General features: G+C 72.7%; 12 protein-coding genes. 6 read left to right on the top strand and 6 right to left on the bottom strand.

Annotated features, from left to right (window positions below; translation table 11 throughout):
- Positions 1 to 13 precede the first annotated feature (13 nt).
- A complete protein-coding gene (locus tag ACFVS6_RS17485) occupies positions 14 to 2,938 on the bottom strand; it encodes a protein kinase (RefSeq protein ID WP_389704659.1) in 2,925 nt (974 codons plus the stop codon).
- Between the two features lie 34 nt (positions 2,939 to 2,972).
- On the opposite strand from ACFVS6_RS17485, the gene ACFVS6_RS17480 reads away from it, so the two are divergent.
- Positions 2,973 to 3,134 (top strand): hypothetical protein, encoded by a 162-nt coding sequence (locus ACFVS6_RS17480; protein ID WP_389704657.1) that lies wholly within the window; start codon positions 2,973 to 2,975, stop codon positions 3,132 to 3,134.
- A gap of 256 nt (positions 3,135 to 3,390) precedes the next feature.
- On the opposite strand, the gene ACFVS6_RS17475 is transcribed toward ACFVS6_RS17480, so the two are convergent.
- Entirely contained in the window at positions 3,391 to 5,097 is a 1,707-nt protein-coding gene (locus ACFVS6_RS17475; protein WP_389704656.1) for a glycerol-3-phosphate dehydrogenase/oxidase, read from the bottom strand.
- Between the two features lie 268 nt (positions 5,098 to 5,365).
- Here ACFVS6_RS17475 and ACFVS6_RS17470 point away from each other — a divergent pair, with 268 nt between their 5' ends.
- The 4 genes from ACFVS6_RS17470 to ACFVS6_RS17455 all read left to right on the top strand — a co-directional run bounded on the left by ACFVS6_RS17470 (position 5,366) and on the right by ACFVS6_RS17455 (position 10,123).
- Positions 5,366 to 6,595 (top strand): nucleotide sugar dehydrogenase, encoded by a 1,230-nt coding sequence (locus tag ACFVS6_RS17470; protein WP_389704655.1) that lies wholly within the window; start codon positions 5,366 to 5,368, stop codon positions 6,593 to 6,595.
- Positions 6,596 to 6,787: 192 nt separating this feature from the next.
- On the top strand, positions 6,788 to 7,282 hold the full coding sequence (locus ACFVS6_RS17465; protein ID WP_389704653.1) for a hypothetical protein: 495 nt from the start codon (positions 6,788 to 6,790) through the stop codon (positions 7,280 to 7,282).
- Between the two features lie 101 nt (positions 7,283 to 7,383).
- Complete coding sequence (locus ACFVS6_RS17460) at positions 7,384 to 8,352, top strand: hypothetical protein (RefSeq protein ID WP_389704652.1); 969 nt, start codon at positions 7,384 to 7,386, stop codon at positions 8,350 to 8,352.
- Between the two features lie 10 nt (positions 8,353 to 8,362).
- Positions 8,363 to 10,123: a M16 family metallopeptidase gene (locus tag ACFVS6_RS17455; protein WP_389704650.1), complete on the top strand. Its 1,761-nt coding sequence runs from the start codon at positions 8,363 to 8,365 to the stop codon at positions 10,121 to 10,123.
- Positions 10,124 to 10,191: 68 nt separating this feature from the next.
- Here ACFVS6_RS17455 and ACFVS6_RS17450 read toward each other — a convergent pair whose 3' ends face one another.
- The 4 genes from ACFVS6_RS17450 to ACFVS6_RS17435 form a co-directional block, all read right to left on the bottom strand.
- Positions 10,192 to 11,316 (bottom strand): GuaB3 family IMP dehydrogenase-related protein, encoded by a 1,125-nt coding sequence (locus tag ACFVS6_RS17450; protein WP_389704648.1) that lies wholly within the window; start codon positions 11,314 to 11,316, stop codon positions 10,192 to 10,194.
- Positions 11,317 to 11,473: 157 nt separating this feature from the next.
- Positions 11,474 to 12,982 (bottom strand): IMP dehydrogenase, encoded by a 1,509-nt coding sequence (gene guaB, locus ACFVS6_RS17445; RefSeq protein WP_389704646.1) that lies wholly within the window; start codon positions 12,980 to 12,982, stop codon positions 11,474 to 11,476.
- Positions 12,983 to 13,113: 131 nt separating this feature from the next.
- Positions 13,114 to 13,743 carry a sigma-70 family RNA polymerase sigma factor gene (locus ACFVS6_RS17440; protein WP_389704644.1) on the bottom strand — a complete coding sequence of 210 codons (630 nt, stop codon included), beginning with the start codon at positions 13,741 to 13,743 and terminating at the stop codon, positions 13,114 to 13,116.
- Between the two features lie 390 nt (positions 13,744 to 14,133).
- Positions 14,134 to 14,745 (bottom strand): response regulator transcription factor, encoded by a 612-nt coding sequence (locus ACFVS6_RS17435; RefSeq protein ID WP_003948568.1) that lies wholly within the window; start codon positions 14,743 to 14,745, stop codon positions 14,134 to 14,136.
- 379 nt (positions 14,746 to 15,124) lie between these two features.
- Here ACFVS6_RS17435 and ACFVS6_RS17430 point away from each other — a divergent pair, with 379 nt between their 5' ends.
- Positions 15,125 to 15,451, top strand: coding sequence for a WhiB family transcriptional regulator (locus ACFVS6_RS17430; RefSeq protein ID WP_389704642.1), 327 nt, complete (start codon positions 15,125 to 15,127; stop codon positions 15,449 to 15,451).
- Positions 15,452 to 15,631 lie beyond the last annotated feature (180 nt).

The following is a 15,631-nucleotide window of genomic DNA, read 5'->3' as shown; positions in this document are numbered from 1 at the left end:
CTGGCAAGGCTCGTCAGCCGAGCACCTGGAAGGTCTCGAACGCCGTGTTGCGCATCTGGGTGCATTCGGCGCCGTCCCACTGGTCGGCGGCGCAGCTGATCATGATGGCGTAGCCGTGCTTCGCGTCCACCTTGAAGCCCCGGTTGAGGACCCGGACCTTGACGCCCTGCTGCTCGCGCTCGAACTCCCAGTCGGCGACGGTCGGGTAGCCGCGGTAGTCCACCGTGTCCAGGCGCAGGAGGCGGTAGCCCTTGCTGCTGCCCGCCACGGCGGGGGCGAGCTTGGCCCAGGCGAGGCGGGCGTCGTCGGTCGGTTTGCTGCCGAAGTCGACCTGGATCCGGGGGAAGCCGCCGTCGCGGCTGAAGATGCCGCCCGAGTCCTCGCCGGCGGTGCCGGTCTGGTGGAAGCCCTCGGGCATCGCCATCGAGAACCGGAACCGGGGCTCCGACACCATGGCGTAGCCGGCGGGCAGCCCGCCGGGGCCTCCCGGACCGGTGCCCTGGCCCTGGCCCTGGCCCTGGCCCTGCCCCTGGTTCTGCCCCTGGCCCTGGCCCTGGTTCTGTCCCTGCCCGGGGTCCTGCCCCTGGCCGGCGTCCGCGCTCGCGCCGCCGGCGGGGGTGCCGCTGGACTGGCCGCCCTGTGCGGGAGGAGTCGCGGCCGGGCTCTGGGCGGTGCCGCCCGCGCCCGCGCCGGGTGACGCGCCGGGTGACGGGGGGCCGGAGGAGACCGGGACCGCCCCGCCCTTGCCCTGGTCCTTGCGGTCGCCGTCGTCGTCCCCCCGGACCGCCCACGCGATGAGCGAGCCGATCACGGCGAGGACCACGACGACGCCGGCTATCGCCAGCACGATGGTGCGGCGCGACATCACGTCGGTGAGCGACGCCGGCGCGGAAGCCGGCCGGGTCGCCGGCGCCTCGGCGGCGGATGCCGCGGAGGCGGTCGCCGCGGCCTCGGCGGCGGCGGCCTTGCGGGCCGACTTCAGCGCGGCGCGGGCCCGTTCGCGCTGTTCGCGCTCACGCCGGTCGCGTTCCTTCTTGGCAGCCTTCTCCGCGGCCTTCTCCGCCGCCTTCTCGGCTGCCGCGTCCGGCACCGAGACGGGGATCGCACGCGTCTCCTCCACGGCCGGCGGGGACACCGGGGCGGGCTCGGGCTCGGGCGCGTTGAGCACCGAGGTCAGCATCGTGCGGGCCTGCTCGTCACCGAGCCGCAGGGCCGGGTCCTTCACCAGCAGGCCGTAGATGACCTCGGTCAGCAGCGGACCGGCGTTCTTCGGCGGGTCGACCGCTTCGGTCATCACCGCGGTCAGGGTGGCGAGGGCGGAGCCCTTGTCGTACGGGGGCACGCCCTCGACCGCCGCGTACAGCAGGCCGCCGAGGGACCACATGTCGGCGGGCGGGCCCGGCTTCTGGCCGCGGGCGCGCTCGGGCGAGATGTACGAGGGGGCGCCCACGAGCATGCCGGTGGAGGTGATGGACGGGTCGCCCTCGACCTGGGCGATCCCGAAGTCCGTCAGGACGACACGACCGGTGCCGGCGATGAGCACGTTGGACGGCTTCACGTCGCGGTGCAGGATCCCCTGCTGGTGCGCGGCGCGCAGCACTTCGAGCACCGCGAGTCCGACCTCCGCGGCGCGGCGCGGGGTGAGCGGGCCGTTCTCCCGGATGAACTCGGCGAGGGAGGAGCCCTCGACGAGCTCCATGACGATCCAGGGGCGGGCGTCCTCGTCGACCACGTCGAAGACGGTGACGGCGCCCGCGCTGCGGATGCGGGCGATCGCCTTGGCCTCGCGCAGCGTCCGGGTGATGAGGCGGCGCTTCTCGTCCTCGTCGACGCCGCTGCCGAAACGCAGTTCCTTGACGGCGACGGTCCGGCCGAGGACCTCGTCCTCGGCGCGCCACACGGTGCCCATGCCGCCCTTGCCGAGTACGGCGCCCAGCCGGTACCGGCCGGCGAGCAGGCGGCCCTGGTCCTTGCCGTCGCCCTGGCCGGGCGCGGGCGGGAAGGCGGTGGTCCGCACCGTCCCGGTCGGCCGCCGCACACCGTCGTCCCCGGCGGGCTTCACGGCGGGCTTCACGTCCACGGCCTCGGCCCCGGCCGCGGTCGGCGCGGCGTCGGCCGGCTCGGCGGGCTTCGACTGCGAAACCTCGGCGGCGGGCTTCACGTCCACGGCCTCGGCCTCGGCCTTGGCCGGTGCCGCGTCGGCCGGGCTCGACTTCGCGGGCTCGGAAGCCGCCTCGGCCGCCGCGTCAGCGGGCCCTGCAGCGGCCTTGGCGAAGTTCGGCTTCGTGGAGGCGGAGGCGGCAGGTGCCCCGGCCTGCGCGGCCGGCTTCACGTCGTCTGCGTCGGAGTCGGAATCGGCACCGGCCTCGGCCTGACGGGCATCCGCCGGCTCCACCGCATCCGTGGCGACGGCCGACTTCGCGGCCTCGTCCCCGACGCTCGGCTTCACGTCGCCGGCGTCGGCATCGTTCTCGGCGTCGTTCTCGGCGTCGACATCGGCATCAGCAGACGCGGCGTCAGCGGGCTCCGTCGCCGGCGCGCCGGCCTCGTCGGCAACCGTCCCGGTGGCCTCCGGAGTCGGCTTCGCCCCGGATCCGGGCCTCGGCCCGCTCGGCTTCTTCGCCGGGGGTACGGAACCACCGGATCCAGCCACGGGCGCGTCGGCCGCACCCGCCTCCGCGTCCGGCTTGTCGTCCAGCTCGCTGTCCGGCTGAGCGACCGGCTGCGCGTCCACCGTGGGCGACCCGCCCGTACGCGGCTTCGCCCTGGCGGGCCCGGCCTTGGAGGCACTCGGCTTCGTCCCGCCGGCGCCGGCCCGGGCCGTGGCCGCACCCGGCTTCCCGTCCCGCGCAACGGTCTTGGCTGCGACCGGCGTCGTCGCCCCGGCCTCGGCTCCTTCATCGGCGGCACCCGGCCGCCCGGTCTCGGAGCCCACCACGGCCGGCGCCTCCGGCGTGGACGTCGGCGTCGATGTGGCATCAGGAACCGGAGTTGCGGCCGGAGTCGTCGACGGAGCCGGCTTCCGCTTCGCCGCCGACGAGGTGGCCGGTTTACGACCTGCGGCGCCCGATCCGGATCGGGATCGGGACCTGGGCGCGGGCACGGTCCTCGCCGCCTCGGGCTTCGTGTCCTGAGCGGGCGCGCTCGCGGACGGCACCGCCGAAGACGCCGCCTCGTCCGCGCCATCCCGCTTCGCCGCAGGCGCCCCGGCGGGCGACTCGGTGTGCTCCGGCTTCGACATGCGTCCCCTCTGCGATCGTGCAGCCTGCCCCGGCTGCCCCGGCAGCCGCCGGGGGGCACGATAACCCGCCCCGGCAGAAACCTCATTGTTGCTCACTCCGCAACGGACGGGCGCCCCGGGTCTGCGGTTCCGCCTTCCGCATCGCGGAGTTACAACGGAACGATGTCGGGCGCCCCCAGCCGCGCCGCGTCGGCCGTCTGGTCGTCGGGCTGGCGCTGCGACTCCCGTTCCGCCTGTACCCGCTTCTCGTAGTGCTCCACTTCCTTCTCGATCTGCTGCTTGTCCCACCCCAGCACCGGAGCCATCAATTCCGCACACTCCCGCGCGGACCGCGTCCCCCGGTCGAAGGTCTCGATGGAGATGCGCGTCCGCCGCGTCAGCACGTCGTCCAGGTGCCGCGCCCCCTCGTGCGAGGCCGCGTAGACGATTTCGGCCCGCAGGTAGTCGTCCGCCCCGGACACCGGCTCACCGAGTCCGGGGTCCTTCGCGATGAGGTCGAGCAGTTCCTCCGTCAGCGAGCCGAACCGGTTCAACAGGTGTTCCACGCGCACCACGTGAAGCCCCGTCCGGGCGGCCGTGCGGGCACGGGCGTTCCACAGGGCCCGGTAGCCCTCCGCACCCACGAGCGGCACGTCCTCAGTGACGCAGGCCGCGACCCGCTGGTCCAGCCCGTGCACCGCCTCGTCGACCGCGTCCTTCGCCATGACCCGGTACGTCGTGTACTTGCCGCCCGCCACCACCACGAGCCCCGGCACCGGATGCGCCACCGTGTGCTCGCGCGAGAGCTTGCTCGTCGCGTCCGACTCCCCGGCCAGCAACGGCCGCAGGCCCGCGTAGACGCCCTGGACGTCATCGCGCGTCAGGGGCACGGCCAGGACCGTGTTCACGTGTTCCAGCAGGTAGTCGATGTCCGCGCTGGAGGCGGCCGGATGGGCCTTGTCGAGGTCCCAGTCCGTGTCCGTGGTCCCCACGATCCAGTGGCGTCCCCACGGGATCACGAACAGCACCGACTTCTCGGTCCGCAGGATCAGCCCCGTGCTCGAATGGATCCGGTCCTTGGGCACGACCAGGTGGATGCCCTTCGAGGCCCGGACGTGGAACTGCCCGCGCTCGCCGATCAGCGCCTGCGTGTCGTCCGTCCACACCCCGGTGGCGTTGACGACCTGCTTCGCCCGGATCTCGTACTCGGCGCCGCCCTCCACGTCCCGCACGCGCGCGCCGACGACCCGTTCGCCCTCGCGCAGGAAGCCGACCACCCTCGCCCGGTTGGCGCAGTGCGCCCCGTAGGCGGAGGCCGTCCGCACCAGCGTCGCGACGTAGCGCGCGTCGTCCATCTGGGCGTCGTAGTACTGCAGGGCTCCCACCAGGGCGTCCTTGCGCAGGGCCGGGGCGATGCGCAGCGCCCGGGTGCGCGACAGGTGCCGGTGCGTGGGCAGGCCCCGGCCGTGTCCGCTGGAGAAGGACATCGCGTCGTAGAGGGCGACGCCCGAGCCGGCGTAGAAGCGTTCCCAGCCCTTGTGCTGGAGCGGGTAGAGGAACGGGACCGGCTTGACCAGGTGCGGGGCGAGCCGTTCCAGCAGCAGGCCGCGCTCCTTGAGGGCCTCCCGGACGAGGGCGAAGTCGAGCATCTCCAGGTAGCGCAGTCCGCCGTGGATGAGCTTGCTCGACCTGCTCGACGTTCCGGAGGCCCAGTCCCGGGCCTCCACCAGACCGGTGGACAGGCCCCTGGTCACGGCGTCCAGCGCGGTGCCGGCGCCGACCACGCCCGCGCCCACGACCAGGACGTCCAGTTCCCGTTCGGCCATCCGGGCGAGCGCCTCGGCGCGCTGTGCCGGTCCCAGTGTCGCTGTCCTCACGGCTGCCTCCCGTTGGTGCGGGCCGTACCCGCTCGGCGCGGGCGGTGCCGCCCACGTCCCCCGTTCACGATTGTGACCGTCCACACCCACATCAGCCACCGCCTGTGGACAACACAACGGCGACCGCCACCCCAGAATGCGACATTTCTGTCATATATACGCCTAGTCTGACATAGCGCCAGCTCCTGTCGGGCTCGGGACCCCCGTTGTCCACCGGACGAGCAAGCACCGCCCCCTCACGCCAGGGAAAGGGAAGGGACGGCCCCCCATGCCCGCAGATCTCGCCGTCATCGGACTCGGCCACCTCGGCCTCCCCCTCGCCCAGGCGGCCGTCGCCGCCGGAATCGAGACCGTCGGCTACGACAGCGGTCCGGCCACGGACAGCACCCTCACCGCCGCCGAGATCCGCCGCATGTCGGCGGCCGGCTTCCGCATCACCACCAATCCCGCCGAGCTCGGCCGGGTCCGTACCGCCGTCATCTGTGCCCCTACCCAGCTCGGCGCCGATCGTGCGCTCGACCTCTCGGCGGTCGGTGAGGCGGGCCGCACGCTCGCCGCCCGACTGCGCCCGCACACCACCGTGATCCTGGAGTCCGCCGCCCACCCCGGCGTCACCGACGAGTACCTGCGACCGATCCTCGAAGAGGGCTCCGGGCTGCGCGCCGGCCGCGACTTCCACCTGGCCTACTCCCCCAGCCGGCTCGACCCGGGCAACCGCACGCACGGCATCGCCAACACCCCCAAGGTCATCGGCGGCCTCACCCCCGCGTGCACCGAGTCCGCGCACGCCTTCTACGCCCGGCTCACCGAGAAGGTCGTCCGCGCCCGCGGCCTGCGCGAGGCCGAGACCGTGCAACTGCTGGAGACCAACTACCGGCACGTGAACATCGCCCTCATGAACGAGATGGCGGTCCTGTGCCACGACCTCGGCGTCGACCTGTGGGACGTCATCCGCTGCGCCGAGACGAAGCCCTACGGATTCCAGGCCTTCCGGCCCGGCCCGGGCGTCGGCGGCCACGGCGTCCCCCTCGACCCCAACTACCTCCCCCACACCACCCGCACCCCCGGTCACCCCCTGCGCATGGTCGGTCTGGCCCAGGAGATCAACAACCGGATGCCGCAGTACGTCATCCAGCGCTCGGCCACCCTGCTGAACGAGCACGGCAAGTCCGCCCGCGGCGCCCGGGTGCTGCTCCTCGGGGTCACGTACAAGCAGGACCTCGCCGACCAGGAGGGGTCCCCGGCCCGCGAGATCGCCAGCCGACTCATCGACCTCGGGGCCCTGATCAGCTACCACGACCCGTACATCACCGGCTGGCGGGTCCGGGACCGGCCCGTGCCCCGCGCCGAGTCGCTGTACGAGGCGGCGGCCGACGCCGACCTGACGATCCTGCTCCAGCACCACCGCACGTACGACCTCCAGGGCCTCGCGGTGAAGGCCCAACTGCTCCTCGACACCCGCGGCGCCAGCCCGGCGGGGGCCGCCCACCGCCTCTGAACCCGACATCGCGGCGATCCGTTCAGATCACGGCCCGATCCCTATCCGGTCACGTCCCGCCCCGACTCGGTCAGGTGAACGAAATACCCCCGTGCGATGTCAGTGCTCCCTGTTAGCCTGCGGCGTCGCTTATCACGCGCTTATGACCGAAGGACCCATGCGCGTACGAATCCCTGGGGGGGGATTTCCACAATGCCCCAGAGCTACCGGACGCCCGCGTCCGCCACCCGCGCGACCGCGCCGACCGCCTCGACCGCCGCCACGGCGTTCCCGGCCTCCGTCCCGCGCGGGACCGGCCTCGGCCTGGCCGCCGCGTTCGCCGCCGCCCTCCTCGGGGCCGGCGCCTACAGCGCCATCGGCTACTCCATCGACCGCCAGGCGAGCTACGCGGCCGTCGCCGTCGGCCTCCTCGTCGGCCTCGCCGCGGGCAAGGCCGGCGGGCGCGGCCCGCTGCTGCCCGCGGCCGCCGCGCTCCTCTCGCTCGGCGCCCTGCACCTCGGCCAGCTGCTCTTCATCGCGCTCGTCATCGCCGACGTCAACGCGGCGGGCCTGATCGCGGTGATCGGCGACCAGGGCATCGGCGGCCTCTTCGGCATCTGGCAGAAATCGGCGGAGGTGACCGACTACGCCTTCCCGGTGATCGGCGCCGCCGTCGCCTTCGGAGCCGCCAAGAAGGCCGGCGGCTGACCGACCCACCGGCCCCCCACCGCGCTGAGCAGGCACGACGGGAGCAGGACAGCCACCGAAACAGCTGTCGGAGCCGATGTTCGCGGTCATATGATCCGCCCGTGTCTGCTCCCACGCCGCCGATCGGCCGGCCCCTCCTCGAACCCACCGAGCACTTCCCGGCCCTGGCCGCGCTGCGCTCCGCCGTACGCGCCGGGGACGCGCGAGCGGTCCGTGCCGCCTTCGCCCCGCTCACCGACGAGGACGACCGCGCCCTCGCCTGCTCCGTCGTCGCCCGGACACCCGACTGCGAGACCTTCCTCAGGGAGGCCGTCGCCGGGCACCCCGGCGACCCGCTGCTGCGCAGCCTGCTCGCCGATCGCCTGATCCGGATCGGCTGGGACATCCGCACCGGACAGCGGGCCAAGCACGTCAGCGCGCGGCAGTTCGAGCAGCTCCACGCGCACCTGCGGCAGGCCGAGATCCTGCTCATCGACGTGTGCGCCGAACACCCCCGGTACGCCCTCGCCTGGTACCTGCGCCTGATCACCGCGCGCGGGCTGGAACTGGGCGGCGGTGAGGCCCGCCGTCGCCACGACCGCCTCGCCGAGCACCACCCGCACCACTACTCCGGCCAGTCGCAGCTGCTCCAGCAGCTCTGCCCCAAATGGGGCGGCGACTGGGACACCGCCCACGCCTTCGCCCGCGACCGCGCCCGGGCCGCGCCCGAGGGCGCCCCGAACGGCGCGCTCGTCGCCGTCGCCCAGCTGGAGCAGTACCTCGACCTGGCGGGGAACCGGGACAAGGCCGCCGCGGATACGTATCTCCGCGCGCCCGAGCAGCACACCGCCGTACTGGAGGCCGCGGCCCGGTCCGTACTGCACCCCACCGCCCGCACGGACGCCCACCAGTCCGTCGGCGCGCACAACGCCTTCGCCGCCGTCCACAGCGTCGCGGGCCGCCATGCCGAGGCCGCCCCGCACTTCCGGGCCCTCGGCGACCGGGCGACCGAGTTCCCGTGGGGCTACGTCGGCCCCGACCACGCGGCCGCCTTCGTACGCCACCGCAAGACCGCGCTGGCCAAGGGCTGAGGACCCCACCATGACCACCGAGACCCCGTCCGACCCCACCACCGCCGACCCCCGCACCTCGGACGGCACCGCGCGCACCGCCGACGGCATCACGCACACCACCATCGGCGGGATCCGCGCCGTCCTCGCACCCGGTTCCGGTCCCGTCACCGCGGGCCTGTTCTTCCGCGTGGGACGCGCCGACGAGACCCTCGCCACCAGCGGCGTCACCCACCTCGTCGAACACCTCGCCCTGCACCGGCACGGCCTGGGCGACCTGCACTACAACGGCGCGACCGCCGCCACCCACACCCACTTCCACGTCACGGGCACCCCCGCCGACGTGGTCGAGTACCTCAACGGGGTCTGCGCCGCCCTGCGCGACCTGCCCCTGGAGCGGCTGGAGACCGAGAAGGACATCCTGCGCACCGAGGCCGCCGGCCGCGCCCACGGTCCGGCCCACGGCATGGCCCTGTGGCGCTACGGCGCCCGCGGCCACGGACTGACCAGCTTCGGCGAGGCCGGCCTGCACCGGCTCACGGCGGCCAACGTCCGCGACTGGGCGCACACCCGCTTCACCGCCGAGAACGCCGTGCTGTGGATGACGACCGACACCGTCCCCGAGGGCCTCGACCTGACCCTGCCGACGGGCACCTGGCACCCCGCCCCCGAACCGACCTCGGCCCTGCCCACCACCCCCGCCCACTTCGTCGGCGGCGACGGCGGAATGGTCCTGACCTCGGTGATCCCCAGGTCCGCCGCCGGCGTCCTGTTCACCGAGGTGCTCGGCAAGGAGCTGTTCCGCGCCCTGCGCCAGAAGGGCGGCTACTCCTACACCGCCGCCGCCGACCACCATCCCCGCGACGCGGACTTCGCCACCGTCACCGCGTACGCCGACGCCCTGCCGCAGCAGCAGGACGCGATGGTCGGCGCCTTCGTCGACGTCCTCGCCGCCCTGCGGGCCGGTCGGATCAAGCAGGCCGACCTGGACTCCGTACGGGCCACCGCCCTCGCCCGGTTCGACGTCCCCGAGCCGGCCGTGGCCCGACTGCCCTCCGAGGCCCTGGACCTGCTGTTGCGCCGCCCGCTGCGCACCTTCGCCGAGGCGCGCGCCGAACTGGGGGCCGTCACCGTCGCCGACCTCGGCCGGATCGCCCGCGAGGTGTGGGCCGGAGCCCTGATCGACGTCCCCACCCGGGGCCTGGAGTGGGCCGGCACGACCGCCGCGCCCACCCGGTCCGACGACGTGGTCACCGGACCGCGCTGGTCCGCCCGGGACGACCGCCGCAACGCCGTGATCGTGGGACGCGACGGCATCAGTCTGGTCGGCCCCGACACGCAGATCACCGTCCGCTACGCCGACTGCGTCCTGCTGTACGCCTTCCCCGACGGCGGCCGCCACCTGGTCGGCGCCGACGGCTTCACCCTCACCGTCGAGCCCACCCTGTACGGGATCACCGCCGCCGAACTGGCCCACCTGGACGCGGGCGTCCCGCCCGCCTCCGTGGTCCGCATGCCGCCGCGTGACCCGGACCGCGTCCCGCGGCCCAAGACCCCCGAACCGGCCGGACCGCTGCCGCGGAAGGGCTGGCTCACCGCGGTGATGTGGCTGCTCGGCATCCCGGCGCTGGTCCTGGGCGGCCTGTCCGCCATCGTCACCCTCGCCCTGATCTCCGACGGCACCGACGAATCCGAACATTGGCTGCTCGTCGCCGCCCTCTGGATCGTCTCCGCGGTCTTCCTGATCCCGTGGGGCGTCTGCCTGCGCCGTCGCCACAACGGCCTGGGCTGACCCGAGTACGCCGGAGGCCGGCACCCCGAGCGGGGTGCCGGCCTCCGGTACGCGTACGACCCGTCGGGTCAGCGGCGGTGCTGCGAGTCCGCGACGGTGACCTCGACCCGCTGGAACTCCTTGAGCTCGCTGTAGCCGGTGGTGGCCATCGAGCGGCGCAGGGCGCCGAAGATGTTCATCGAACCGTCCGGGGTGTGCGACGGGCCGGTGAGGATCTCCTCGGTGGTGCCGACCGTACCGAGGTCGACCTTCTTGCCGCGCGGCACGTCCTCGTGGACGGCCTCCATGCCCCAGTGGTGGCCCTTGCCGGGCGCGTCGGTGGCACGGGCCAGCGGGGAGCCCATCATCACGGCGTCGGCGCCGCAGGCGACGGCCTTCGGGATGTCGCCGGACCAGCCCACGCCGCCGTCGGCGATGACGTGCACGTAACGGCCGCCGGACTCGTCCATGTAGTCGCGGCGGGCCGCGGCCACGTCCGCGACGGCGGTGGCCATCGGGACCTGGATGCCGAGCACGTTGCGCGTGGTGTGCGCGGCGCCGCCGCCGAAGCCGACCAGGACGCCCGCGGCGCCGGTGCGCATCAGGTGCAGGGCCGCGGTGTAGGTGGCGCAGCCGCCCACGATGACCGGCACGTCGAGCTCGTAGATGAACTGCTTGAGGTTCAGCGGCTCGGCGGCGCCCGACACGTGCTCGGCGGAGACCGTGGTGCCGCGGATCACGAAGATGTCCACGCCCGCGTCGACGACGGCCTTGGAGAACTCGGCGGTGCGCTGCGGGGAGAGCGCGGCGGCGGTGACGACGCCCGAGTCGCGCACCTCCTTGATGCGCTGCCGGATCAGGTCGGCCTGGATCGGAGCGGAGTAGATCTCCTGGAGGCGGCGGGTGGCCGTCTCCTCGTCCAGCCCGGTGATCTCGTCCAGCAGCGGCTGCGGGTCCTCGTGGCGGGTCCACAGACCTTCGAGGTTCAGCACGCCGAGGCCGCCGAGCTCGCCGATGCGGATCGCGGTCTGCGGGGAGACGACCGAGTCCATGGGGGCGGCCAGGAACGGGAGCTCGAAGCGGTACGCGTCGATCTGCCAGGCGATCGAGACCTCCTTCGGGTCCCGGGTACGCCGGCTCGGGACGATGGCGATGTCGTCGAACGCGTACGCCCTGCGGCCGCGCTTGCCGCGCCCGATCTCGATCTCAGTCACGTGTGGTGGCCTTTCCTCTGGGTCTGCCCGTCCAGTATCCCCGACGGGCGCGGGACTGCGTTTCGGTGACCGCTGTACGGACGTACGCGGCCGTGCCCGGGCACGGCGAAGGGGCGGACCCGGCGCTCCGCCGGGTCCGCCCCTCACCTCACGCGTTTCAGCCCTTGCGGCTGTAGTTCGGCGCTTCGACCGTCATCTGGATGTCGTGCGGGTGGCTCTCCTTGAGGCCCGCCGAGGTGATCCGGACGAACCGGCCCCGGTCCTGCAGCTCGGGAACGGTGCGGCCGCCGACGTAGAACATCGACTGGCGCAGACCGCCGACGAGCTGGTGCACGACCGCCGACAGGGGACCGCGGTAGGGGACCTGGCCCTCGATGCCCTCGGGGATCAGCTTGTCGTCGCCGCCGACCCCTTCCTGGAAGTAGCGGTCCTTGGAGAAGGACTTGCGGTCGCCGCGGGACTGCATCGCGCCGAGCGAGCCCATGCCCCGGTAGGACTTGAACTGCTTGCCGTTGATGAAGAGCAGTTCGCCCGGGGACTCCTCGCAGCCTGCGAGCAGCGAGCCGAGCATCACCGTGTCGGCGCCCGCGACGAGCGCCTTGGCGATGTCGCCGGAGTACTGCAGGCCGCCGTCGCCGATGACGGGGACGCCCGCGGCCTTGGCGGCCAGCGAGGCCTCGTAGATCGCGGTGACCTGCGGGACGCCGATGCCGGCGACGACGCGGGTGGTGCAGATGGAGCCGGGGCCGACGCCGACCTTGATGCCGTCGCAGCCGGCGTCGATGAGGGCCTGGGCGCCGTCACGGGTGGCGATGTTGCCACCGATGACGTCGACCGAGGAGTTCGACTTGATCTTGGAGACCATGTCGCCGACGAGACGCGAGTGGCCGTGGGCGGTGTCGACGACGATGAAGTCGGCGCCCGCCTCGATCAGGGCCTGGGCGCGCTCGTAGGCGTCCCCGGCGACGCCGACGGCCGCGCCGACCAGCAGTCGGCCGTCCTTGTCCTTGGCGGCGTTCGGGTACTTCTCGGCCTTGACGAAGTCCTTGACCGTGATGAGGCCCTTGAGGATGCCCGCGTCGTCGACCAGCGGAAGCTTCTCGATCTTGTGGCGGCGCAGCAGCTCCATGGCGTCCACGCCGGAGATCCCGACCTTGCCCGTGACCAGCGGCATCGGGGTCATGACCTCGCGCACCTGGCGGCTGCGGTCCGACTCGAAGGCCATGTCGCGGTTGGTGACGATGCCCAGCAGCCGGCCGGCCGGGTCGGTGACCGGGACGCCGGAGATCCGGAACTTCGCGCAGAGCTCGTCGGCCTCGCGCAGCGTGGCGTCCGGGTGCACGGTGATCGGGTCGGTGACCATGCCGGACTCGGAGCGCTTCACCAGGTCGACCTGGTTCGCCTGGTCGGCGATCGACAGGTTGCGGTGCAGGACGCCGACACCGCCCTGACGGGCCATCGCGATGGCCATGCGGGCCTCGGTGACCTTGTCCATGGCGGCCGACAGCAGCGGAACGTTCACGCGGACGTTGCGCGAGATGAGGGAGGAGGTGTCGATCGCGTCGGGCGACATGTCCGACGCGCCCGGCAGCAGCAGCACGTCGTCGTACGTCAGTCCGAGCGTGGCGAATTTGTCGGGCACTCCAGTCGAACCGCTGTCAGTCATGACACCTTCCCAAATGGTCTTGCTCATCGCGGATGTCCATGCTAACGGGATCCCGAAGCGTCTCATTCCACGACCAAGACCAAGCAGAATTTTCGTCGTTTCCTACGATGAAATCGTTGGAGCGGACGGGCTCACTGCTCGGCGAGCGCCCGGAGCCTGCTGAGCGCCCGGTGCTGGGCGACGCGCACCGCGCCCGGGGACATCCCGAGCATCTGCCCGGTCTCCTCCGCGGTCAGCCCGACGGCCACCCGCAGGACGAGCAGCTCGCGCTGGTTCTCGGGCAGGTTGGCGAGCAGCTTCTTGGCCCAGGCGGCGTCACTGCTGAGCAGGGCGCGCTCCTCCGGCCCCAGGGAGTCGTCCGGGCGCTCCGGCATCTCGTCGGAGGGCACGGCCGTGCTGCCGGGGTGGCGCATCGCGGCCCGCTGGAGGTCGGCGACCTTGTGGGCGGCGATGGCGAACACGAACGCCTCGAAGGGGCGACCGGTGTCCCGGTAGCGGGGCAGCGCCATCAGGACGGCCACGCACACCTCCTGCGCCAGGTCCTCCACGAAGTGACGAGCGTCACCGGGGAGCCTGGACAGGCGGGTGCGGCAGTAGCGGATGGCGAGGGGGTGCACGAAGGCGAGCAGGTCGTGCGTGGCCTGCTCGTCACCGTCGACGGCCCGCCGCACGAGCGCGCTGACGGCCCCGGCACCGCCGCTCTTGGCGGCGCCGTTCGGGCCGGTGGCCGCGGGGGACCCCAGGGCCTCGTCGTCGCGCATCAATCCATGGTGCCTTGGCGTCGGAGGATTCGCGGCACCGCGGTCCGTGTTGTGCGTCGAAGCGTTATGCGGAGCGTTGGGAGCGGGTGCGCCGGAAGTCATCTCCTGCACCCTCCCCTCCGCTCGGCCCGAATCTTCCCCGAGGACTGCACGTCTCCAAGAATGCGGCACACCTCAAGCATGCGGCATCGCGCCCGAAGCGACACGTCCCCTTGATTGTGCCCCGCCAATCCCCGGGCGTGCACCGGGTTCGGCGGGACACGGGCAGCACGCGGCCCCGCCGTCGCGGGGCACCCCGTCGGGCGCGCCGTCCGGGGCTGCCGGGAAGCGCCGCCCCGTCCGCCGGTGGCGGACGGGACCGCTCGCGGCGGCCGACCCCGGGGCCCGCCGTCAGCGGACGAGGCCCCAGCGGAACCCGAGCGCCACGGCGTGCGCCCGGTCGGAGGCGCCGAGCTTCTTGAACAGCCTGCGGGCGTGGGTCTTGACCGTGTCCTCGGAGAGGAAGAGCTCGCGCCCGATCTCCGCGTTGGACCGGCCGTGGCTCATGCCCTCCAGCACCTGGATCTCGCGTGCGGTGAGGGTGGGCGCCGCGCCCATCTCCGCCGAGCGCAGCCGGCGCGGGGCCAGCCTCCAGGTGGGGTCGGCGAGGGCCTGGGTGACCGTGGCCCGCAGTTCGGCGCGCGAGGCGTCCTTGTGCAGGTAGCCGCGGGCGCCGGCGGCGACGGCGAGGGCCACGCCGTCCAGGTCCTCCGCCACCGTCAGCATGATGATGCGGGCGCCGGGGTCGGCCGAGAGGAGTCGGCGGACCGTCTCGACACCGCCGAGACCGGGCATCCGGACATCCATCAGGATGAGGTCCGATCGGTCGGCACCCCAGCGGCGGAGGACTTCCTCGCCGTTGGCCGCCGTCGTCACACGCTCGACGCCGGGCACGGTGGCAACCGCGCGACGGAGCGCCTCTCGGGCAAGCGGGGAATCGTCGCAGACGAGGACGGATGTCATGACCGCCCTCCGCAGCTGCTGATGCGCGTCACCTTGAGCCTCCAGGCTGGTACGTATCGTCACCTGTGCGGTCGATATCCCCGGACACCTGTCCGAGAACTTCTTGGTTCAACCGCCTTCGCACTCTCAACGATGGTCACTCGAAAGAGTTACGGGTCGGACGGACACCTTCGGCACCCTACGTGAGGAAGCGATCACGGTGGTGGAGGCGCGTGCCGCGTGTCCTCCATCTGGAGCTATGCCCTATTTGGCGGCTTTCCTTCCGTTTGGCACATGTCTGAGGCTAGATTCCCAATGAGTCATATTTACATCTACTCCGACAGTAGGTGTGGAGACATGGACCGTATCCGCCTCAGTACCGGCACCAAGAGGACTACCAATGGCAGATTTCTCCCGCCTCCCCGGACCGAACGCCGACCTGTGGGACTGGCAGCTCCTCGCTGCCTGCCGCGGGGTCGACAGCTCCCTGTTCTTCCATCCGGAAGGCGAGCGGGGCGCGGCCAGGAGCGCGCGCGAGGCCTCGGCTAAAGAGGTCTGCATGAGATGCCCGGTGCGTGCGGAATGCGCCGCGCACGCACTCGCCGTCCGTGAGCCCTACGGGGTGTGGGGCGGCCTGACCGAGGACGAACGCGAGGAGCTGATGGGCCGCGCACGGCACCGCCTGATCCCGGCATCCAGTGCGATCGGACCGATCGCACCGAACTGACCAGCACGACCGACACGCACGCCGAAGCAACCGAAGGAACGTTTCCTCGGATCCGTGGGACCCCCGGCCCCCCGGGGTGGGCGGGGGCGGCGGGTGGGGGGGGCCCGGGGGCGTATAAACAAAAACCAGCCCCCCACACACACACACAACCCGGATTGCGGGTTGGGGGTGTGAAAGGGG

Source organism: Streptomyces sp. NPDC057939 (assembly GCF_042887545.1).
In the GTDB taxonomy this organism is placed as follows: Bacteria; Actinomycetota; Actinomycetes; order Streptomycetales; family Streptomycetaceae; genus Streptomyces.
The sequence above is the reverse complement of the archived record's forward strand: the minus strand, read 5'-3'. Positions and strand labels throughout refer to the sequence as shown.